Source organism: Saccharothrix carnea (genome assembly GCF_003014735.1).
In the GTDB taxonomy this organism is placed as follows: domain Bacteria; phylum Actinomycetota; class Actinomycetes; order Mycobacteriales; family Pseudonocardiaceae; genus Actinosynnema; species Actinosynnema carneum.
In genome coordinates, this window is the sequence record NZ_PYAX01000004.1 from 278,234 (window position 1) to 296,092 (window position 17,859).

The following is a 17,859-nucleotide window of genomic DNA, read 5'->3' on the forward strand; positions in this document are numbered from 1 at the left end:
CCTCCAGGGTCACCGCCGGGGCGCGCGGGGGTAAGGGACACCGGGGCAGGGTCGGGGCGGCGCGGGTGCCCTCAGCGGCCTGGGAATCCCCTCGTCGTCGTGGTGGGCGAACCGGGCCGCGTTTTCCACGCCACCTCGACTCGTGCCCACCCGTTCGGCGCAGCGCCGGCCGCCGGGTCGACCATCGTCAGGCACCGGCCGGGGTACGGACGGGCAGATCTGCCCTGACGGACTTCCGGCGGCACCGTCTCGCGTGGTGGGCTCAAGCCGGCTCCCTGCCGCCACGCGGTCGGGGGTTCCGGAGGACCGGTACGGGCCCCGGTGCCGGTACGGAGGTGTGCAGGCGATGTGGTCGCGGGAGTCCCGGGAATCCCGGCAGGACGGAGGTCGCGTGGCGGACGGTTCCACGCCCGAGAGGTTCGCGGGCGACCTGTTCCTCGACCTGGCGGCCAAGGGTTGGCTGGTGGTGGAGCCGGGGGAGGCCGCGCGGGTCATCGCCGAGTTGGAGCACACCCTGGAGGTCGTCCGGTCGCGCGCGCACCGGATCGAGGTGTCGCGGCGGCTGCGGACCGCGGCGGGCGACGACATCCACCCGGACGTCGACCGGCTCGTGGTCGACGCGGTGTTCGCCGAGCAGATCATGTCGGGCTCGTGGGAGCGCGCGCTGGTCGAGCTGCCGAAGTACATCGAGGCGTTCCGGATGGCGGCCCGCAACACGTCGCCGCGCGAGCCGTGAAGCCGACCTACCACGACATCACGTCGTGCGACCTGTGGTTCGAGCTCACCGCGGCCGGTGACGACCTGCGCTACTACCGCGAGCGCGGCGACCACGCCACGGTGGAGCTGATGGTCGCGTGGATCGACGTCCTGCTCGACGAGTGGAACCGGCGCGCCGGGCGCTGACCCCCGCGCACGAGTTCGCCGCGCACCACGACGGGTGCGCGGCGGTCGACGGTCAGCCGGCCAGGTCGCTCAGCTCACCGCTGACGTTGAGCAGCTGCGCGCAGTTGGGCGCCTGCGGCCCACTGGCCGGGGTGCCCGGCCTGGCGCAGTCGACGGTCGCGGTGACGGTGCCGTTCTGCGGGATGTCGATCGGCGTCACCCAGTGGTAGTCCTGGTTGCGGAAGGTCTCCAGCGCGATCACGGTGATCGTGCGCTCGCCGAACGCGATCGTCAGCACGCCTTCGTCACCCTGGTGGTTGGCCAGCACGATGTCGGTGATGTGGAAGACCTTGCCCGCCGGCACGACGTAGGTGCCGGTGGCGCGCTGACCGGCGTTCGTGCGCACTTCGATCGTGCCGGAGCTCTGCCGGGTGCCACCGGTCGTGCCGCGACCCTGCCCCTGCCCCTGGCCCTGGCCCTGTTCACCGGCGGGTTGCTGTTCCGGCGCACCGCCCGGCTCCTGCGCGACGGGCGCCGGTGGTTCGGCGGCGGCCTGCGCGATCTCCTGGGCGCGGCCGTCGGCGGCTTCCCGTGCGGCGCTGAGCACCGCGGGGCGCACCAGCAGCAGCCACGCCAGCAGCAGCGCCAACAACGCGCCGAGCAAGGACAGCAGCCACTTGGACAGGATCGGCAGCTGCACCAGTTCACCGGCCAGCTCGTGCTCGTGCCGGTCGTCCGCCGCGAGGGCCACCACGTCGAGCCGCACCGGCCACACCGCGGGCTTGCCGAACCACAGCAGTTTCGCCACCCGCACCCGCAGTTCCAGCTCGGCGCGCGCGCCGGGGTCCACAGTGGTCGGTGCGGTGGACACGGTGGTCTTCAGGTGGTCGTCGGCTTCGGGCAACGCGGCCGTCACCACGGTCGGCGTGTTGCCGTCGTTGTGCACCTCGACGCGGTAGCGCGCGCTGCGCCACGCCCGCCGGCGCTTGGGGATCAGCCGGGCCCGTTGCCGCGCGAACGGCTCGATGATCACGGTCGTCTCGGTCACGACCGCCGAGTCGGGTCGTTCGGCGGGCAGCACCCGCACCCCGAGCGGCACCTCGCCCGCGCGCACCTCGGGTGATCGTGGCGGGCGCAGGACGACGGCGACCTGCTCCGAGGTCCCCGGGTACAGCGACAGCCGTGCCGGTTCGACGGTGGTCCAGGGGGCGCAGGCGCCCACCACCTCGAACTCGTACGCCTCGACGATGTCACTGTCGTTGCGCACCGTCATCGTCGTGCTGGTCTCCCGACCGGGCGTGACAACCACGGTGGGGAGACCGAATTCGGTCGTTGTGGTCACCCGACGAACGGTAGGCACGGCACACCCGCGGCCGACAGGGAGAAAAGGGCAGCATGCGGGCAAAGCCGTGCACCGCGGGTCCGGCGCCGGTGCCCGCGAACCCCTGGTGGGAACACGATAGCCGCAACGAGGTCGCGGTGGTGCGGTCCGGCTGAGCTCATTCCACAGGAGGTTCGCATGAACAGGATTCCGGTGGCCGTGTATGCCGAGGACCCGGTCCTGAGAGCGGGGATCACGCACCAGTTGCGGCCACGGCCCGAAGTCGAGGTGGTGCGGCCGGACGAGGAGCACCGTGCCGCCGTGTCGCTCGTGGTGGTGGACCGGGTGGACGACGAGACGGCGCGGCTGCTGCGCCGGTTGCGGCGGTCGTCGGCCACGCGCACCGGTCTGGTGGTGGGGCGGTTCGACCAGGACGCCCTCCAGACGACGATCGACTGCGGCGTGACGGCGGTGCTCCGGCGGGCCGACGCCGACCAGGACCGGTTGGTGGGCACGGTTTCCGCGCTGCACAAGGGAGAAGCGGTGCTGCCGGGCGACCTGCTCGGCACGTTGCTCGACCACGTGAGCCGGTTGCAGCGCAGTGTGCTCGATCCCAACGGCCCGTCCCTGTCCACGCTCACCTCGCGGGAGGCGGACATGCTGCGGCTGGTGTCCGAGGGGTTCGACACGGCCGAGATCGCGTCGAAGACGTCGTTCTCGGAACGGACCGTGAAGAACGTCCTGCACGAGGTCACCACCCGGCTGCAGCTGCGCAACCGCGCGCACGCAGTCGGCTACGCCATGCGGCACGGCCTGATCTGATCCCGCGCCCGCCTTGCCCGAACCGCCCTTCAGCCGTGCCCCGACCGTGCCCGCCGGGACCTCCGCGCCACCGGGCGTCGCGGACGACGATTCCGGCACACGCCCCAGACGGAGGTGGAACCTTGGTGACCTGGCTGCCGAACCGGCCCATCGCCACGATCGGCGCGGTGCTGGCGCTCAGCGCCGCGGTCGTCGTCGTGCACGACGTCGCCACGTCGGTGTCGGCGTCGGTCCTCCAAGAAGAACCCGTGTCCGGCCGGATCGCCTACAGCGGCACCGGGCACCGCAGCCTCGGCGTCGTCAGCGGGCCCGTGCCGGATCAGCTGCGGCCCAGTGAACCGCTGCTCGGCGCGGGACCCGCGCACCATGACGACGACGTGTCGGCGCGTGGCGGCCTGGTGGTGTTCACGAGCTTGCGTGACAGCCCCACGCCCCAGGTGTACGTGCGTGCGGTCGACGGTTCGGTGCGCAGGCTCACCGAAGGCCTCGACGCGGGCCACCCCCGGCTGTCCCCGGACCTGCGGACGGTCGTGTTCGACTCCCGTGCGGGCGACCGGCGTGACCTGTGGCTGGTCGGCGTGGACGGCGGAGGGCTGCGCAGGCTGACCGACACGCCGTCCTCCGACGAGGCGTGGCCGACGTTCTCCCCGGACGGCGCGAGCGTCGCGTTCTCCGGTGACCGCGACGGCGGCCGCGAGATCTACCGGATCCCGGTCGGCGGCGGGCGGGTCACCCGGCTCACCGACGAACCGGACGGTGACGCGGGTGAACCGGACTGGAACCCGCGTGACGACCGGGTCGCCTACACGCTCGACGTCGGCGGCGTCCCGGGGCTGCGCGTGCTCGCCGGCGGTCGGGTCGGCGTCCCCGTGCTGGGCGGTGACCAGGCCGGGTGGCGTGGCCGGTGGCCCGTCTGGAAGCCGGACGGCGCGGGTCTGCTGTTCCTCAGCACCGACCAGGTGTGCTCGTGCCCGGCCGACCCGGACGTGGAGAAGGTGTACCAGGTCGACACCGGCCCGGGCCTGCCCGTCACGGCCGCGCCCGGCCTGCTCTTGGCGGAGGACCGCGCGGTCACGTCGCCGACCTGGCTGGTGGACGCGCGTGGCGAGCAGCTGGTGGTGGCCCGCACGACCGCCGAGACGCACTTCACCGCGACGTTGCAGGACATCCGGCCGGACGGGTCGGACCCGCGCGACCTCGGCGTGCCGGTGCTGCGAGAGGACCCGGAGAGCGTCAACGACCCCAACCTGCTGTTCCGGCCCCGGGACGGCTTCGACCCGTGGACCCAGCGGCAGTCCTACTCCCCGGACGGCCGGACCCTCGCGCTGAGCCGGTTCGAGCAGGTCGGCGACACGCGGGTGCAGCGGCTGTGGCTGGTCGACGCGGACGGCGGTGACGCGCGGCGGCTGCCGGTCGCCGATCGGCAGCCCGGGGACTGGGAGTTCGACGCCGTCTGGTCGCCGGACGGCCGGTACTTGGCCTTCGCCCGCCGGACGCCGGGAGGGGTGCGCCCGGAGGGAGGGCCGAGCCGGATCGTGGTGGTCGAGGTCGCCACCGGAGCCGTGGTCGGGCGGCTGACTCCCCCGCCGGCCGCGGCCGACCAGGAGGACACGCAGCCCGCGTGGTCACCGGACGGCGGCACGGTGGCGTTCACCAGGGGTCGGGTCTTCGACGGGCCCACCGGCGAGGTGCGGGACAACCACGTGTGGACCGCCCGGGCCGGGACGCTGGACCGGCAGCGGGACGTGTCCGCGGCGGTGTGCGGGTTCGACTGCGAGGTGACCGACGACAGCGCGGTGTTCAGCCCGGACGGTCAAACGTTGGCGTTCAACCGGGAGGCCGATGGTGTGCTGCTGGTGACGTTGGCGGATGACGGGTGTCGGGTGCTGCTGCCCGCCGGTACGTGTGCCACGCCGCTGACCGCGCCGCCTTCGGGGCCGTTCCAGCCGCGGGACGTGTCGTTCTCGCCGTCCGGGGATCAGGTGGTGCTGACCGCGCGTCGTGAGGGTGATCTGCGGTCGCCGGAGGAGTTGGTCGTCGTGGAGGTGGACACGGGGGCGATGCGGCGGATCACGGCGGACCTGCCGGGCAGGCAGAAGGAGCCGACGTGGCAGCAGGCGGTCGACTTGACCGTGCGGGCGCCGTCCTCCGCGCCGGAGGTGGACACCGGCGTGACGACCGCCGTGACGGTGACCGTGACCAACCGCGGTCCGGCCGCCTCGCCCGGGACGGTGTTGACCGTGGCGGTGCCGGAGGGTGTGCGTCTGCTCGGCCTGCGTCCCGCGCGGGGTGGTTGTGACGTCCTGCGGTGCGATCTCGGGGTGCTCGGGCCTGGTGAGGCGGTGGACGTGGTCGCCGAGGTGGTGGGGCTGGTGCCCGGTCGGCGGGACGTGACCTGGTCGGTGGCCGGTTCGGTGGTGGACGTGCTGCCGTCCGACAACGCGGCGGCCACCGGGATCCCGGTGCGTGACCCGGTGACCGGTCCTCCGCCTCCCGCGCCGCCGCCCGTGGTGCCGTCGGCTGGCCCTTCGCTGGCGGTGGTCGTGCAGCCGAATCCGTCCTATGTGGGCGGACGGGCGACGGTGAGTTATACGGTGCGCAACGGTGGTGGTGGGCTCGCGACCGGGCTGCGGTTGGACTTCGGGCTGCCCGCGGTGCCGGTGGCTGCGCTGCCGCCGGGGTGTGCGGCCGTGGGGTGCGGGTTGCCCGACCTGCCGCCCGGTGGGTCGCAGGTGGTGCAGGTCGTGCTGGCGCCGGACGCGCCGTTGGAGGCCGCGGTGCGGGGTGTTTTGCGCACGAGCGGCACCGATGCCGATGCCGGGGACAACGTGGCCGTCGCGCCGATGCGCGTGCTGCTGCCCCGGATCGTCGCCGTGCCGCCGATCGGGGAGCCCGGTTTCGTGACTTCGGTGCGCGGCTTGGACTTCCCTCCCGGCGTGCCGGTGCGGTTGTCGTGGTCCCCCGGCATCACCGCGGCCGCCACCCCGACCGTCCCGCGCCCGGACGGCGGTTTCACCGCGCAACTGCTCATCCTCGCCAAGGACCAGACCGGAGAACGCACCATCACCGCCGCCGGCCCCGGTTTCCGAGCTGCCACCACGGAGTTCCTCGTCGTGCCCGGCTCCGTGGGCCCACCCGACGAGGTCCGGCGCCGGTGATCCCCCCGTTTCGCTATCGCCCCAACGTCTTCGGTCGAAGGAGGTCATCGTGATCCACGAGGTGGACGAGGGGATCCGCCGACTGCTCGACAGCGGCGGCGTGCCCGGTGGCGGCGGTGAGCTCGCGTTCGAGGCGCCCACCACCGACTGGACGGCCCGCCGCAACGCGCCGACGGTGAACGTGTTCCTCTACGACATCCGCGAGGACTCGACCAGGCGCAGCACCGGCAACCTGGAGGTATTCGAACGGGACGAACTGGTCGCCCACCGCAAACCACCCCGCTGGTTCCGGCTGTCCTACCTGGTGACCGCGTGGACCAACCGGCCACAGGACGAGCACCGTCTGCTGTCCGAGGCGCTGGCATGCCTGGCCGGCCACGGCCACCTGGCGCCCGAGTGGCTGACCGGCTCCCTGGCCGACCTCGGCCTGACCGTCGTGCTGGAGTCGGGCGGCCCGGTCTCCGAAGGCCGTGCCGCGACCGACGTGTGGTCAGCCCTCGGCGGCAGGCTGAAACCGGCCATCAACCTCGTCGCGACCGCCCCGGTGGCCGGCACCCTGACCCCACTCCCCCGCCCCGCCGACAACGGCCTGGTGCTGGCCGGCACCCCCACCGAACCGGCCCGCCGACTGCGCTACGACAACCACCCCGACACCACCGCCTTCGCCCCCACCCGCCCTCACCCCACCGACCGCCGCCGCCGCGGCCCCATCGTCTGATGCCCCCAACACCCGCCGGCCCGGCAACACCCCACCGACCACACCCCCAACCCCGCCCCGCCCCCCACGCTCCCACCCACCGTCCACCACCCACCGGCCGCCGACACCAACCGCCGGCCCGCCAGCCACCGCTCCCCAGCCGCTACCGCACCACCCACGGCGGACACCAACCGCCAGCTCGCGAGCCGCAGACCCGCCAGCCACTACCGCACCGCCGACCCGCAACCGCCGACCGCGGACACCGACCGGCCGACCGCGGGCGCCGACCGCCAACCTGCGAGCCGCAGACCCGCCAGCCGCAGCCGCGCCGCCGACTGTCGACACCGCCGCCGGCCGCTACCGCGCACCGCCCAGCCGCAGCGCCAGCCGCCGACTCGGCAGCCGCCAGCACCGGCCACCCCGCCACCCGCCACTGGCTGCGGAGCGCGAGGCTGTCTGTCAGGCGTCGGCTGCTTGGTCGCCGCCGTTGGCCGCTGCCCCTCTGGCGTGGGGCTGGCGATCGTGCTGCGAGGGTCGGATCGAGCCCTCCGCCGTCCGCTGCCGACACCTTGCCCGCCGCGCCGTGCCGCCTCCTTCTTTCCCGGCAACGCATTTCCGGTCCGAAAAGTTTCCTCGAATCTTCCATTCACGATCGGTTAGCTCGTCTGGGTGATCTTCGGTGGGCAGGAGATCTGGTGCTCGGCAGACGGTAGCAACCGGTACCGACAAGGTGGTGTGCGATGACCATGACCACGGCGATGGGGACACCGGCGCGGGCGGCGGATCTTGCCTATCTCTGGGCGAGGTTGAGTGTGGTCGAGTGGAGGGTTCGGCAGGCGGTCGCGGGGCGGGGTGGGGATGAGTTGGAGGTTGGTGATCCGCATCGGGGGCTCTACCTGACCGCGGAGGCGGTGAGGCGGGTGCTCGATCGGTCGGTTGAGCCGCTTCCGCCGTTGGAGTCCGATCCCGACCTCGATGTGTTGGCGGCGATGGTGCCTGAGCCTGGGCCTCGGTTGTCGACGTTGGGGCGGCGGTTCGGGCTGGAACCGGTGGATGTGGAGTTCCTGCTGGTGGCCCTGGCGCCGGACATCGACGCACGGTTCGAACGGCTCTACGGCTACCTCAACGACGACGTCACGCGACGCCGCGCGACAGTCGGTCTGGCGCTGGAGTTGTGCGGGCTGCCGGCGGCGAGCGCGGGGAGGTTCCGGTTCGGCCCGGCCGCGCCGCTGGTCAAGTACGGGCTGGTGGAGGTGCGGGACGACGACGTGCCCGCGTTGTCACGGACGCTCCGTGTGCCCGACCGGATCGTCGCCCACCTCCTCGGCGACGACGAACTGGACCCCGCGATCGGCACCACCGTCCGGCTGCGCTCGGGGAAACCGGCACCGGAGGCGTTGGCGCGCAAGATCGGTGACGCGCTGCACGCGGGTATCCTGGCCGTCCACCTCCAGGACACCGGTGGTGACGCGAGCCGGGTCGCGGTGGACGCGCTGGCGGCGGCAGGTCGGGACGCGCTGGTGCTGGACGTGACGGCGGGTGCGGACCTTCCGCTCACGGCGTTGGTGAGGGAAGCCCGGTTGCGTGGTGCGGGACTGGTGTTCGGCCCACTCGAACCCCTGTTGCCCGAGCGGGTCCAGCTGATCCGCGACCTCACCGGGCTCACCGACGACGTGCCGCTGTTCCTGCACGGCAAACGCCACTGGGATCCACAGTGGACAAGCCAACCGGTGGTGTCGCTGAACGTGCCACCACTGGACGCGGACGCGCGGGCCGACCGGTGGGCACGGGCACTGGCCGATGCCACCGGCACGGCGGCTGATCCTGCGGTGGTGGCGGACCTGGCGGGCTACCGGCTCGGCACGGACGAGGTGGAGCGTGCGGTGACGGCCGCCGCACGGTTGGCGTTGCTGGAAGACCGGCCGATCGGCCTGGCGCACGTCCGGGCCGGGGTGCGGGCGCAGAACGGGGCCGGGCTGGAGCGGTTGGCCCGGCGGATCACGCCCGCGGTGGAGTGGGACGACCTGGTGCTGCCCGAGCCGACCCGCCGGCAGCTGGACGAGCTGGTGCTGCGCGCCCGCCACCGGGAACGGGTGCTCGGTCAGTGGCGCATGCGTCCCGGCGGTGGTCGGGGACGTGGTGTGGTGGCGTTGTTCGCGGGCGAGTCGGGCACCGGCAAGACGATGTCGGCCGAGGTCGTCGCGGGGGCGGTCGGCATGGACCTCTACGTGGTGGACCTGTCGTCGGTGGTGGACAAGTACATCGGCGAGACGGAGAAGAACCTCGAACGGATCTTCACCGAGGCCGCTGGCGTGCACGGCGTGCTGCTGTTCGACGAGGCGGACGCCGTGTTCGGCAAGCGTTCGGAGGTCAACGACGCGCACGACCGGCACGCCAACACCGAGTCGGCGTACCTGTTGCAGCGGATGGAGTCCTTCGACGGCATCGCGGTGCTCACCACCAACCTCCGGTCCAACATGGACGAGGCGTTCACCCGCCGGATCGACGTGATCGCCGATTTCCCGCTGCCCGGCGCGGCACAACGGCTCGCGTTGTGGGACCGCTGCCTCGGTTCGCACCTGCCTCGCGCGGACGACCTGGACCTCGCGTTCTGCGCCGACCGGTTCGAGCTGGCGGGAGGGTCGATCCGGGCGTGCGCGGTGACCGCCGCCTACCTGGCCGCGGCGGGCGGGCGGCCGGTGGGGATGGCCGACGTGATCGCCGCCGTGCACCAGGAGTACCGCAAGCTCGGCAGGCTCGTGCTGCCCGGCGAGTTCGGGCCGTGGCTGCAGGCCACCGAATCCCGGTGACGACCGGGTCTCAGTGACGACTAAGTCCCGCTGAGGACAGCGAGACCAAGGGTGCCCTTTCGCGTGCCCTGAACACCCAATTGCCTGTTGGGGCAACGGAAGTGCCCTGGCCGGGGTCCGCGGGACCTGCCGCCGCCGTCGTGTGCGCGCGACGCTGGTCGTGCCAGAGCGGAAGAGCAGGCACCAGCAGACACCAGCGGATGAGCAGACGAGGAGCGACCATGCCGCAGTACCTCTCGCCCGGCGTGTACGTGGAGGAGGTCCAGACCGGCGCACGCCCGATCGAGGGTGTCGGCACCGCGGTGGCGGCCTTCGTCGGCTTCGCCGAGCGGGGACCCTTCCACCAGCCGACCCGGGTCGCCAACTGGAACCAGTACGTGCGCGACTTCGGCGGTTTCACCGAGGACGCCTACCTGCCGCACGCCGTCTACGGCTACTTCGCCAACGGCGGCGGTGCGGCGTACGTGGTGCGGGTGGGTGGTCCGGCCGGTGACGCCGACACCGAGCCCACCACCGCGTCGCCCGTGATGTTGGGTGGGCTGCGGATCTCCGCGCTGCCCGCAGCGGGCCAGGACATCTCCGTGGAGATCGCCGACGCCGAGGGTGAGAACCCGCCGGAGGACCGCTTCAAGCTGCTGGTCCGGCAGGGCGACAAGGTCGTGGAGAGCTTCGACGTGTCGACCCGGAAGAACCTCAAGAACTACGTGGTGACGCAGGTCGCCGAGCGGTCGAAGCTGATCGAGGTCGGCGAGCGGTCGGGTGCCGCCCTGACCCGGCCGGAACGGCAGTCGGTGGCGGTGCCCGCTCCGAAGGCGCCGCAGCCGGTCAAGCTCGACGCGCAGCAGTACGTCGGCGACCCCGCGGCACGCACCGGGTTCGGCGGTCTGGAGAACGTCGACGAGGTCACCATGGTCGCGGTGCCGGACCTGATGAGCGCCTACCAGCGCGGGCTGATCGACCTGGAGGGCGTGCAGACCGTGCAGGCCGCCGTCATCTCGCACTGCGAGCAGATGGGTGACCGCGTCGCCGTGCTGGACCCGCCGCCCGGCCTGTCCGCGCAGCGGGTGCACAAGTGGCGGATGGAGGAGGCGAACCACGACTCCCGTTACGCCACGCTGTACTACCCGTGGATCAAGGTGTTCGACCCAGCCGGTGGACGCAACACGTTCGTGCCGCCGTCCGGGCACATCGCCGGGGTGTGGGCGCGCAGCGACGCCGAGCGGGGAGTGCACAAGGCTCCGGCGAACGAGACGATCCGCGGCGCGGTGGACCTGGAGACCACGCTGAGCAAGAGCGAGCAGGACCTGCTGAACCCGGTCGGCGTGAACTGCGTGCGCACGTTCCCCGGTCGCGGTATCCGCATCTGGGGCGCCCGCACGCTGTCGTCCGACCCGGCGTGGCGGTACCTGAACGTGCGGCGGTTGTTCAACTACCTGGAGGAGTCCATCCTCCTGGGCACCCAGTGGGTCGTGTTCGAGCCCAACGACGACCGGCTGTGGGCCGGGATCCGGCGCAACATCACCGCGTTCCTCACCGAGCAGTGGCGCCAGGGCGCGTTGTTCGGCCGCACGCCGGACGAGGCGTTCTACGTCAAGTGCGATCGGGACAACAACCCGCCGGAGTCGGTCGACCTGGGCCAGGTGGTGTGCGAGATCGGCGTCGCGCCGGTCAAGCCCGCCGAGTTCGTGGTCTTCCGCCTGTCCCAGTTCTCCGACAACACCAGTCTCGTCAGCGAGTAGCACCGGAAGGCGGCACCAGTCATGGCAGAAGGCGACGCTCTGTCCACCCACATCTTCGGCCTCCAGCTCGGCGCGTACATGGTCGAGTCGTTGCAGGAGGTCAGCGGGGTGACCGTCGAGGAGGACGTGGTCGAGATCTCGCAGGTGACCCCGCAGGGCAAGCCGTTGCTGCGCAAGCAGCCCGGTGCGCGCAAGGGCGGCGAGATCACCGTCACCAGGGGGATGGACAAGAGCAAGGAGTTCACCAAGTGGCTCAAGGAGACGGTGAACAAGGGTGACGTCGAGACGGCCAGGCAGAACATCACCATCGAGATCATGAACAGCAAGGGCGAGACCGAGCGGCGGCTGAACCTGGTCAACGGGTGGGTCAGCAAGTGGGAGGGCCCGTCGTTGAAGGCGGGCGAATCGAGTGCCGCGGTGGAGAAGGTGACCATCACCTTCGAGGACATCACCCTGGAGGACTGATGAGGCGACGGGTGATCGGCCTGGACTCGCTGGACGAACTGGCCGAGCAGGTCGGGTCGGTCGGGTCGGTGCGGTCGGTCGGGTCGGAGGCGTCGGACGACGAGGTGAAGCGGTCGGTCGCGGTGCGGGAACCCGCGCTGCGCACCGAGTTCGACTTCGAGCTGCCGCGCGGCTACGTGGACGCGGACGGCGTGGTGCACCGCACCGGCCGGATGCGTTTGGCGACGGCGCGGGACGAGCTGCGACCGCAGATCGACCTGCGGGTCAAGGAGAACCCGGGTTACCTCAGCGTGCTGCTGCTCAGCCTGGTGATCACCGAGCTGGGCACGGTCGACGAGGTGAACGTGGGCGTGGTGGAACGCATGTACGCCACGGACATCGCGTTCCTGCAGGACTTCTACCGGCGGATCAACAGCGAGGGGCACACCCGCGCCGGGGTGACGTGCCCGTCGTGCGGGAGCGGGTTCGAGGTCGACCTGGCCGGTGGTCGCCTGGGGGAATCGTGACGTACGCGGCCGACCGGCTGCACGAGGAGGTCGCGTACGTGGCCTACCACTTCCACTGGCAACGGGAGCAGATCCTCGACCTGGAGCACCACGAGCGCAGGCGTTGGGTCCGCGAGATCGCACGCATCAACACGAGGGTGAACGAAGGGGGGTGACCCGATGGGCTTCTGGGACAGGTTCCGCCGCAGGCCGACTACCGCCGCCGTGTCCTCGGTCGCGGTGCCGGCTCCGGCGCGGCGGCCGGGATGGGACGGCGGCTGGCGTGCGACCCGGCCGATGGAGGGCGTGATCCAGCGCGCGGGCATCGCGGTGGGTGACGGCCTGCGGTTCCGGGGCGGTTTGGCGGCGTGGCAGGACCACGCGCTCGGCGGCCGGTTGGGTCACGCCGTCCTGCCCGGCGCACCGGCCGGGGTGGTGCACGGGGTGGCCCGGCACACCGGCGAGCCGGGCGAGTACGCGGGCAACGACCAGCTCACCGTCGCCCTGCGCAACCCCGACCTCACCGGCACGCCTTCGCCGGAGCCGACGGGAACCACCGGCCCCGCCGTGCAGCGGTCACCGGCCACCCCGGTGCCCGTGCGACCGCTCGGCAGGCCGCTGACCGTGGCACACCGGGAGGTGACGCCGCTGCGTTCGGTTCCGGTCGCGCGGACGACCACCCAGGCCGCAGAACCCACTCCGGCTCCTGTGCAACGCCAGGCACCCGGTCCGCCGGCCGGCGAGTCAGGGTCCGCGCCTCTGCTCGGAGAGCTGGTCGCATCACCGGTGGTACCAGGTGAACCGGCCTCCCGCGCCACGGCGGACGCGCTCCCGGTCCCGGTGCTTCGCAGTCCCGCCAGGGCGACGTCGGCGATCCAGCCACCGCCGGCACCTGCCGGCCCGGCGCGGATCCAGCGCCAGGAAGCTGCCTCTGCGCCGGGCCAGGGCGAGCCTGCCGCACCGGTGATCGGCGGACCGACCGCGCCTCCGATGACCCCTGCTGTCGCTCCTCGGGCACTGCGGTCATCCGCCCAGGCACCGGTGCAGCGGACGACACGAACCGGACCGACCCTGGGTGAGCCACTGGCGCACCTGCCGGCCACCGCGGTGGTGCAGCGGACTCCGGGCAACAGCGCGCCACCGGTCCAGATCCCCACCGACACGGTCGTACAACGCCGCACCGACATCGCGACCGCACCCCTCCTCGGCCGACTCCCTGCGGAGGCCCCGGCCGACGCGGTGGTGCAACGCGAGACCCCGACCCGACCCGTCCACGGCCAACCCCCAACGCAGGCCCCGGCCGACTCGGTCGTACAACGCAAGTCCCCGACCCGACCCGTCCACGGCCAACCCCCAGCGGAAGCCCCGGCCGACCCGGTCGTACAACGCGTATCCCAAAGCCCGCTCGTCCCCAGCTCACCCCCAGCGGAGATCCAGGCCGACACGGTCCTGCAACGCGAGACCCCGACCCGACCCGTCCTCGGCCGACCTGCAGCGGAGGCTCAAGCTGACACGGTTGTACAACGCGAGACCCGAACCCCGCCGGTCCCCGGCCGACTTGCCGCGCAGGTCCCGGCCGTAGCGCGCCCCGCCCCGGTCAGGCCGCCGGAGCTGAGCGAGCCTCCGGCACCGGACCCGACCAGGGCGGTCGTGCAGCGGAAGTCGAGGACGGGACCTGTTCTGGGTGAACCCCTGGCGCGGATACCGGCCGACGCGGTGGTGCCGCACGGGTCGACTGCCGGACCGGGCTTGGATCGCCAGCGCGCCAACGTTGTTCCTGCCAGGGCACCATTGGGATTGGGATTACAGATTTTGTCAGCGCAACCGGCGGCGGCAGGGTCACCGGCATTGGCGCCACAGTCATCCTCACCGCGGCCATCGGCTCGGACCCGGCTGCCGGTCGTCCGGCCCGCCCGACCGGCGGTGCAGCGCCACACCCCCACCGCGCCCCTGCTCGCGGATCGGCCACTGATCTCGTCCACGACCCCGGCCATGACGACAAGCACACCGAGTGCACCCGAGAAGCGCCAGGCAGTTCCGGTTCGGTGGAGCTCCCCGGCGCGCGAGGGTTCGGCGGCACAACGGTCCCCGAGCAAGGCCTCTGTGCAACGCGCGGCGGTGGCAGGCCCGGTCACGCCGGCTCCCAGGACGGCGCAGCGCGCGGTAGTACGGCCGGCAACTCCGGCAGAGGTTGACGAAGCCACACCGGGCCGGCCGATCGTCCCGGCCTACCCGCCCGTCGTGGTGGCACCGCCCAGACCGGCGGGGCAAGTGCCGGCCGCACCGACCATCCGACCCGCCACGGTCCAGCGGTCGGTCACCGTGCAGCGGTCACCGGATCAGCCGGTGAAGTCGAAAGCAGCAACCGACAAGACGGCCACCGGCACGCCGCACCGCCTGGAGCGCTCCGACCTGGACGACCTCGCCCGCCGCCTGCTCGAACCGGTCGGCAGGCTCCTGCGCGCCGAACTGCGCCACGGCCGCGAGCGCACCGGCCTCCTGCACGACCGCCGCCGTTGACCCCGGACACATCACCAGGAGACACCGATGTCCGACACCCTCTTCGCCACCAGCGTCTTCTTCCAGCTCTCCATCGCGGGCAACGACCTCGGTGCCTTCCACACCTGTGACGGCATGGGCGCGCAGATGGAGGTCGAGCAGTTCACCGAGGGCGGCAACAACGGGTTCACCTGGCAGCTGCCCTCGCGCATCACCTGGTCCAACATCACCATGACCCGGCCGGTCACGTCGGACACCGCCAAGGTCGTCAAGTGGCTCAACGAGGTCATCAAGAAGGTCGAGCGCAAGGACGGCGAGATCGTCGCCCTCACCCCGGACGGCACCCGGATCGCGAGTTGGCAGGTCCAGGGCATCGTCCCGGTCCGCTGGCAGGGCCCGTCGTTCGACCCGGCCAGTTCGCAGGCCGCCGTGGAGACGTTGGAGATCGCCCACGAGGGCATCGACGCGTCCTGAAGAGGAGGGATCGGGCAGTGGCACGCAAGACCAGTCTCACCCGCGCCCAGCTGGTGATCATGGAGCCGCCCGCGCAGGCGGGTGCGAAGCCGGGCGCCAAGCTGGCGACGGTGAAGTTCCAGTTCAACCCGAGCACGGTGGCGCTGACCAAGAGCACCGAGTGGCGCCGCAACCCGTCCCGCACGGCGGGCGAGACGTCGACGCCGGAGTTCGTCGGCAGCGGGCCGCGGACCCTGTCGGTGGACGTGTTCCTCGACGCCACCGCGACGCACGACAACTCGGTGGAGACGCGGGTGGAGCAGCTGCTGCTGGCCTGCGTGCCCACGAAGAAGAGCCTGGCGGCGAAGAAGCCCGCGAGTCCGTGGGTGCGCTTCGAGTGGGGCACTTCGAAGACCACGTCGTTCGACGGCGTGCTGTCGAACCTGTCGGTGGACTACTCGCTGTTCGACGTCGACGGACGGCCGCTGCGGGCGACGTGCTCGCTGTCGGTCGAGGAGGCGGGCGACGACACGCCCGGCCAGAACCCGACGTCCGGGTCACGGGAGGCGCGTCGCGTGCACCGCGTGGTGGCCGGTGACAGCCTGCCGCAGCTGGCGTGGCGCGAGTACGGCGACGCCACGGCCTGGCGGGTGATCGCCGAGGCGAACGACATCGACGACCCGATGCTGCTGGTGCCGGGTGACGAGCTGCTGGTGCCCGCGGTGGAGGAGGCCCGATGACGCGGCAGGCCGCGGGCAGGTCGTTCCGGTCGTTCGCGGCCGACCCGATCGTGCAGCTGGGTTCGTTGACGAGCACGTGGGAGAAGAGGCTCGTGAGCTGCGTGGTCGACGAGAACGTCGGCCTGCCGGACGTCGCGGTGCTGACCTACCGGGACGGCGACAACGAGCTGCTGACGGTCGGCGGCATCACGATCGGCACGCCGCTGACCGTGTCGGTGGCGACGGTGCAGAGCAAGGCGCGGGAGCAGCTGTTCGGCGGCGAGGTCACCGCGTTGGAGAAGGACGGCGACTCGACCGGGTCGTTCACCGTCATCCGGGCGATGAGCAAGGCGCACCGGCTGTTCCGCGGCCGGCGGGTGGAGGCGTTCCGCAACGTGACCGCCGCCGACGTGGTGCGCCGGGTGGCCAGGAACGCGGGCCTCACCGTCGGCCGGGTCGAGGTCTCCCCCGTCACGTACGCGCAGCTCAGCCAGGCGGGTGTCTCGGACTGGGACTTCCTGCGGCAGATCGCCCACGAGCACGGCGTGAGCGTGCGGGTGGACGACAAGGGGAAGCTGGAGCTGCTCAAGCCCGAGCCCGCGACGGGTGCGCCCGCGCTCACCGAGAGCAGCCCGCTGGTGCTGCGGCACGGTGACCTGCTGTCCCTGCGCGCGTCGCTGACGGACTCGGACCGGGTGGACCACGTCGAGGTGCGTGCCTGGGACGTGGCGACGAAGAAGGCGTTCGTGGCGGTCGAGCCCGCCGTGCGGAGCAAGGCCGTGCTGCCCGGAGCGATGCCGTCGACCGCGGGCAAGCGGACGTCGATGCTGGTGGCGGACACGCCGTACGGCACGCAGGCCGAGACCGCCACCGCGGCACGGTCGCTGGCCGCTTCGGTGAGCGCCGGGTACGCCGAGATCGAGGCGGTCGCCAAGGGCCACCCGAAGCTGCGCGCGGGCGTGCCGATCGCGTTGGCCGACGCGGGACCGGCGTTCAGCGGGCGCTACACGGCCACGTCGGTGCGGCACGTGCTGGAGCCGGACCACGGCTACCGCAGCATCGTCACGGTCAGCGCCTCGCCGGACCGGTCGCTGGCCGGGTTGGTGCTGGGCGGCAACGCGCTGCCCCGGCCGCCGCGGATGCCGGGGCTGGCGACCGGGATCGTCACCGACATCCGGGAGCTCGGCAAGGGCGAACGCGGCTGGGTGCGGTTGAAGTTCCCGTGGCTGGACGACAACTACGTCACCGACTGGGTCCGCACGGTGCAGTGGGGCGGTGTCCGGGGTGGCGGTGTGTTCAGCCCGGAGGTCAACGACGAGGTGCTGGTCGGCTTCGAGCAGGGCAGCCTGGACCGCCCGTACGTGCTGGGCGGGCTCTACAACGGCGTCGACCAGCCGTCGCCGCACGACGTGCCGCTGGTGGACCGCCGCAGCGGCCGGCTGAACCGCCGGTCGCTGGTGTCGCGCACGGGCAACCGGCTGGAGCTGCTGGACGGCCTCACCGCCGCCGGTGTGCGGCTGGAGACCGGTGACAAGCGGCTGGACATCACGCTGGACGAGAAGACCGGCGCCATCGAGATCCGGGTGCGTGCCCGGCGCGGTCGCCGGGTGCTCGGCTCGATCAGCCTGACCGACCGGGGCATCACGATCGACGCCCGGCGCGGCGACCTGGTGCTGAAGGGCAACACGGTGTCGGTCGAGGCGGCCACGTCGGTGTCCGTGCGGGGCCGCACCGAGGCGTCCGTGGACGGCGGCGCGCAAGCCGTGCTCAAGGGCCGGATCGTCCGGATCAACTGACCTGAAGGAGATC

At 72.2% G+C, this 17,859-nt stretch carries 16 protein-coding genes; 14 read left to right on the plus strand and 2 right to left on the minus strand.

The window, feature by feature from the left end; genetic code table 11:
* The first annotated feature begins 391 nt into the window (after window positions 1–391).
* On the plus strand, window positions 392–736 hold the full coding sequence (locus B0I31_RS12955; RefSeq protein WP_245949853.1) for a hypothetical protein: 345 nt from the start codon (window positions 392–394) through the stop codon (window positions 734–736).
* On the plus strand, window positions 733–903 hold the full coding sequence (locus B0I31_RS40575; protein ID WP_181320138.1) for a hypothetical protein: 171 nt from the start codon (window positions 733–735) through the stop codon (window positions 901–903). Before B0I31_RS12955 ends, B0I31_RS40575 begins: the two co-directional genes overlap by 4 nt.
* A 52-nt stretch (window positions 904–955) precedes the next feature.
* Here the strand turns inward: B0I31_RS40575 and B0I31_RS12960 are convergent, their stop codons facing one another.
* Window positions 956–2,224 (minus strand): COG1470 family protein, encoded by a 1,269-nt coding sequence (locus B0I31_RS12960; protein ID WP_106615607.1) that lies wholly within the window; start codon window positions 2,222–2,224, stop codon window positions 956–958.
* A gap of 177 nt (window positions 2,225–2,401) precedes the next feature.
* On the opposite strand from B0I31_RS12960, the gene B0I31_RS12965 reads away from it, so the two are divergent.
* The 8 genes from B0I31_RS12965 to B0I31_RS40580 all read left to right on the plus strand — a co-directional run bounded on the left by B0I31_RS12965 (window position 2,402) and on the right by B0I31_RS40580 (window position 12,555).
* Window positions 2,402–3,025, plus strand: a complete 624-nt coding sequence (locus tag B0I31_RS12965) for a helix-turn-helix transcriptional regulator (RefSeq protein WP_106615608.1) — start codon at window positions 2,402–2,404, stop codon at window positions 3,023–3,025.
* Window positions 3,026–3,150: 125 nt separating this feature from the next.
* Window positions 3,151–6,183 carry a hypothetical protein gene (locus B0I31_RS12970; protein WP_245949854.1) on the plus strand — a complete coding sequence of 1,011 codons (3,033 nt, stop codon included), beginning with the start codon at window positions 3,151–3,153 and terminating at the stop codon, window positions 6,181–6,183.
* A 49-nt stretch (window positions 6,184–6,232) separates the two neighbouring features.
* Window positions 6,233–6,901, plus strand: coding sequence for a Pvc16 family protein (locus B0I31_RS12975; protein ID WP_106615610.1), 669 nt, complete (start codon window positions 6,233–6,235; stop codon window positions 6,899–6,901).
* A 719-nt stretch (window positions 6,902–7,620) separates the two neighbouring features.
* The gene (locus tag B0I31_RS12980; RefSeq protein WP_106615611.1) at window positions 7,621–9,690 is read left to right on the plus strand and encodes an ATP-binding protein; all 2,070 of its coding nucleotides are present in this window, start codon (window positions 7,621–7,623) and stop codon (window positions 9,688–9,690) included.
* Window positions 9,691–9,911: 221 nt separating this feature from the next.
* The gene (locus tag B0I31_RS12985; RefSeq protein ID WP_106615612.1) at window positions 9,912–11,429 is read left to right on the plus strand and encodes a phage tail sheath family protein; all 1,518 of its coding nucleotides are present in this window, start codon (window positions 9,912–9,914) and stop codon (window positions 11,427–11,429) included.
* A gap of 21 nt (window positions 11,430–11,450) precedes the next feature.
* A complete protein-coding gene (locus B0I31_RS12990) occupies window positions 11,451–11,894 on the plus strand; it encodes a phage tail protein (RefSeq protein ID WP_106615613.1) in 444 nt (147 codons plus the stop codon).
* Window positions 11,894–12,400 (plus strand): hypothetical protein, encoded by a 507-nt coding sequence (locus tag B0I31_RS12995; RefSeq protein ID WP_106615614.1) that lies wholly within the window; start codon window positions 11,894–11,896, stop codon window positions 12,398–12,400. Before B0I31_RS12990 ends, B0I31_RS12995 begins: the two co-directional genes overlap by 1 nt.
* Window positions 12,397–12,555: a DUF6760 family protein gene (locus tag B0I31_RS40580; protein WP_181320139.1), complete on the plus strand. Its 159-nt coding sequence runs from the start codon at window positions 12,397–12,399 to the stop codon at window positions 12,553–12,555. The genes B0I31_RS12995 and B0I31_RS40580 overlap by 4 nt, the downstream gene beginning before the upstream one ends.
* Before the next feature lie 225 nt (window positions 12,556–12,780).
* On the opposite strand, the gene B0I31_RS13000 is transcribed toward B0I31_RS40580, so the two are convergent.
* A complete protein-coding gene (locus B0I31_RS13000) occupies window positions 12,781–13,077 on the minus strand; it encodes a hypothetical protein (RefSeq protein ID WP_146173832.1) in 297 nt (98 codons plus the stop codon).
* 1,648 nt (window positions 13,078–14,725) lie between these two features.
* Between B0I31_RS13000 and B0I31_RS40585 the strand changes: the two genes are divergently transcribed.
* The 4 genes from B0I31_RS40585 to B0I31_RS13020 are packed head-to-tail and all read left to right on the plus strand — an operon-like array spanning window position 14,726 to window position 17,846.
* The gene (locus B0I31_RS40585; RefSeq protein WP_181320140.1) at window positions 14,726–14,899 is read left to right on the plus strand and encodes a hypothetical protein; all 174 of its coding nucleotides are present in this window, start codon (window positions 14,726–14,728) and stop codon (window positions 14,897–14,899) included.
* Between the two features lie 27 nt (window positions 14,900–14,926).
* Entirely contained in the window at window positions 14,927–15,352 is a 426-nt protein-coding gene (locus B0I31_RS13010; protein ID WP_106615617.1) for a phage tail protein, read from the plus strand.
* Window positions 15,353–15,369: 17 nt separating this feature from the next.
* Window positions 15,370–16,071, plus strand: coding sequence for a CIS tube protein (locus B0I31_RS13015; protein ID WP_219910688.1), 702 nt, complete (start codon window positions 15,370–15,372; stop codon window positions 16,069–16,071).
* Complete coding sequence (locus tag B0I31_RS13020) at window positions 16,068–17,846, plus strand: VgrG-related protein (RefSeq protein ID WP_106615618.1); 1,779 nt, start codon at window positions 16,068–16,070, stop codon at window positions 17,844–17,846. Before B0I31_RS13015 ends, B0I31_RS13020 begins: the two co-directional genes overlap by 4 nt.
* Window positions 17,847–17,859 lie beyond the last annotated feature (13 nt).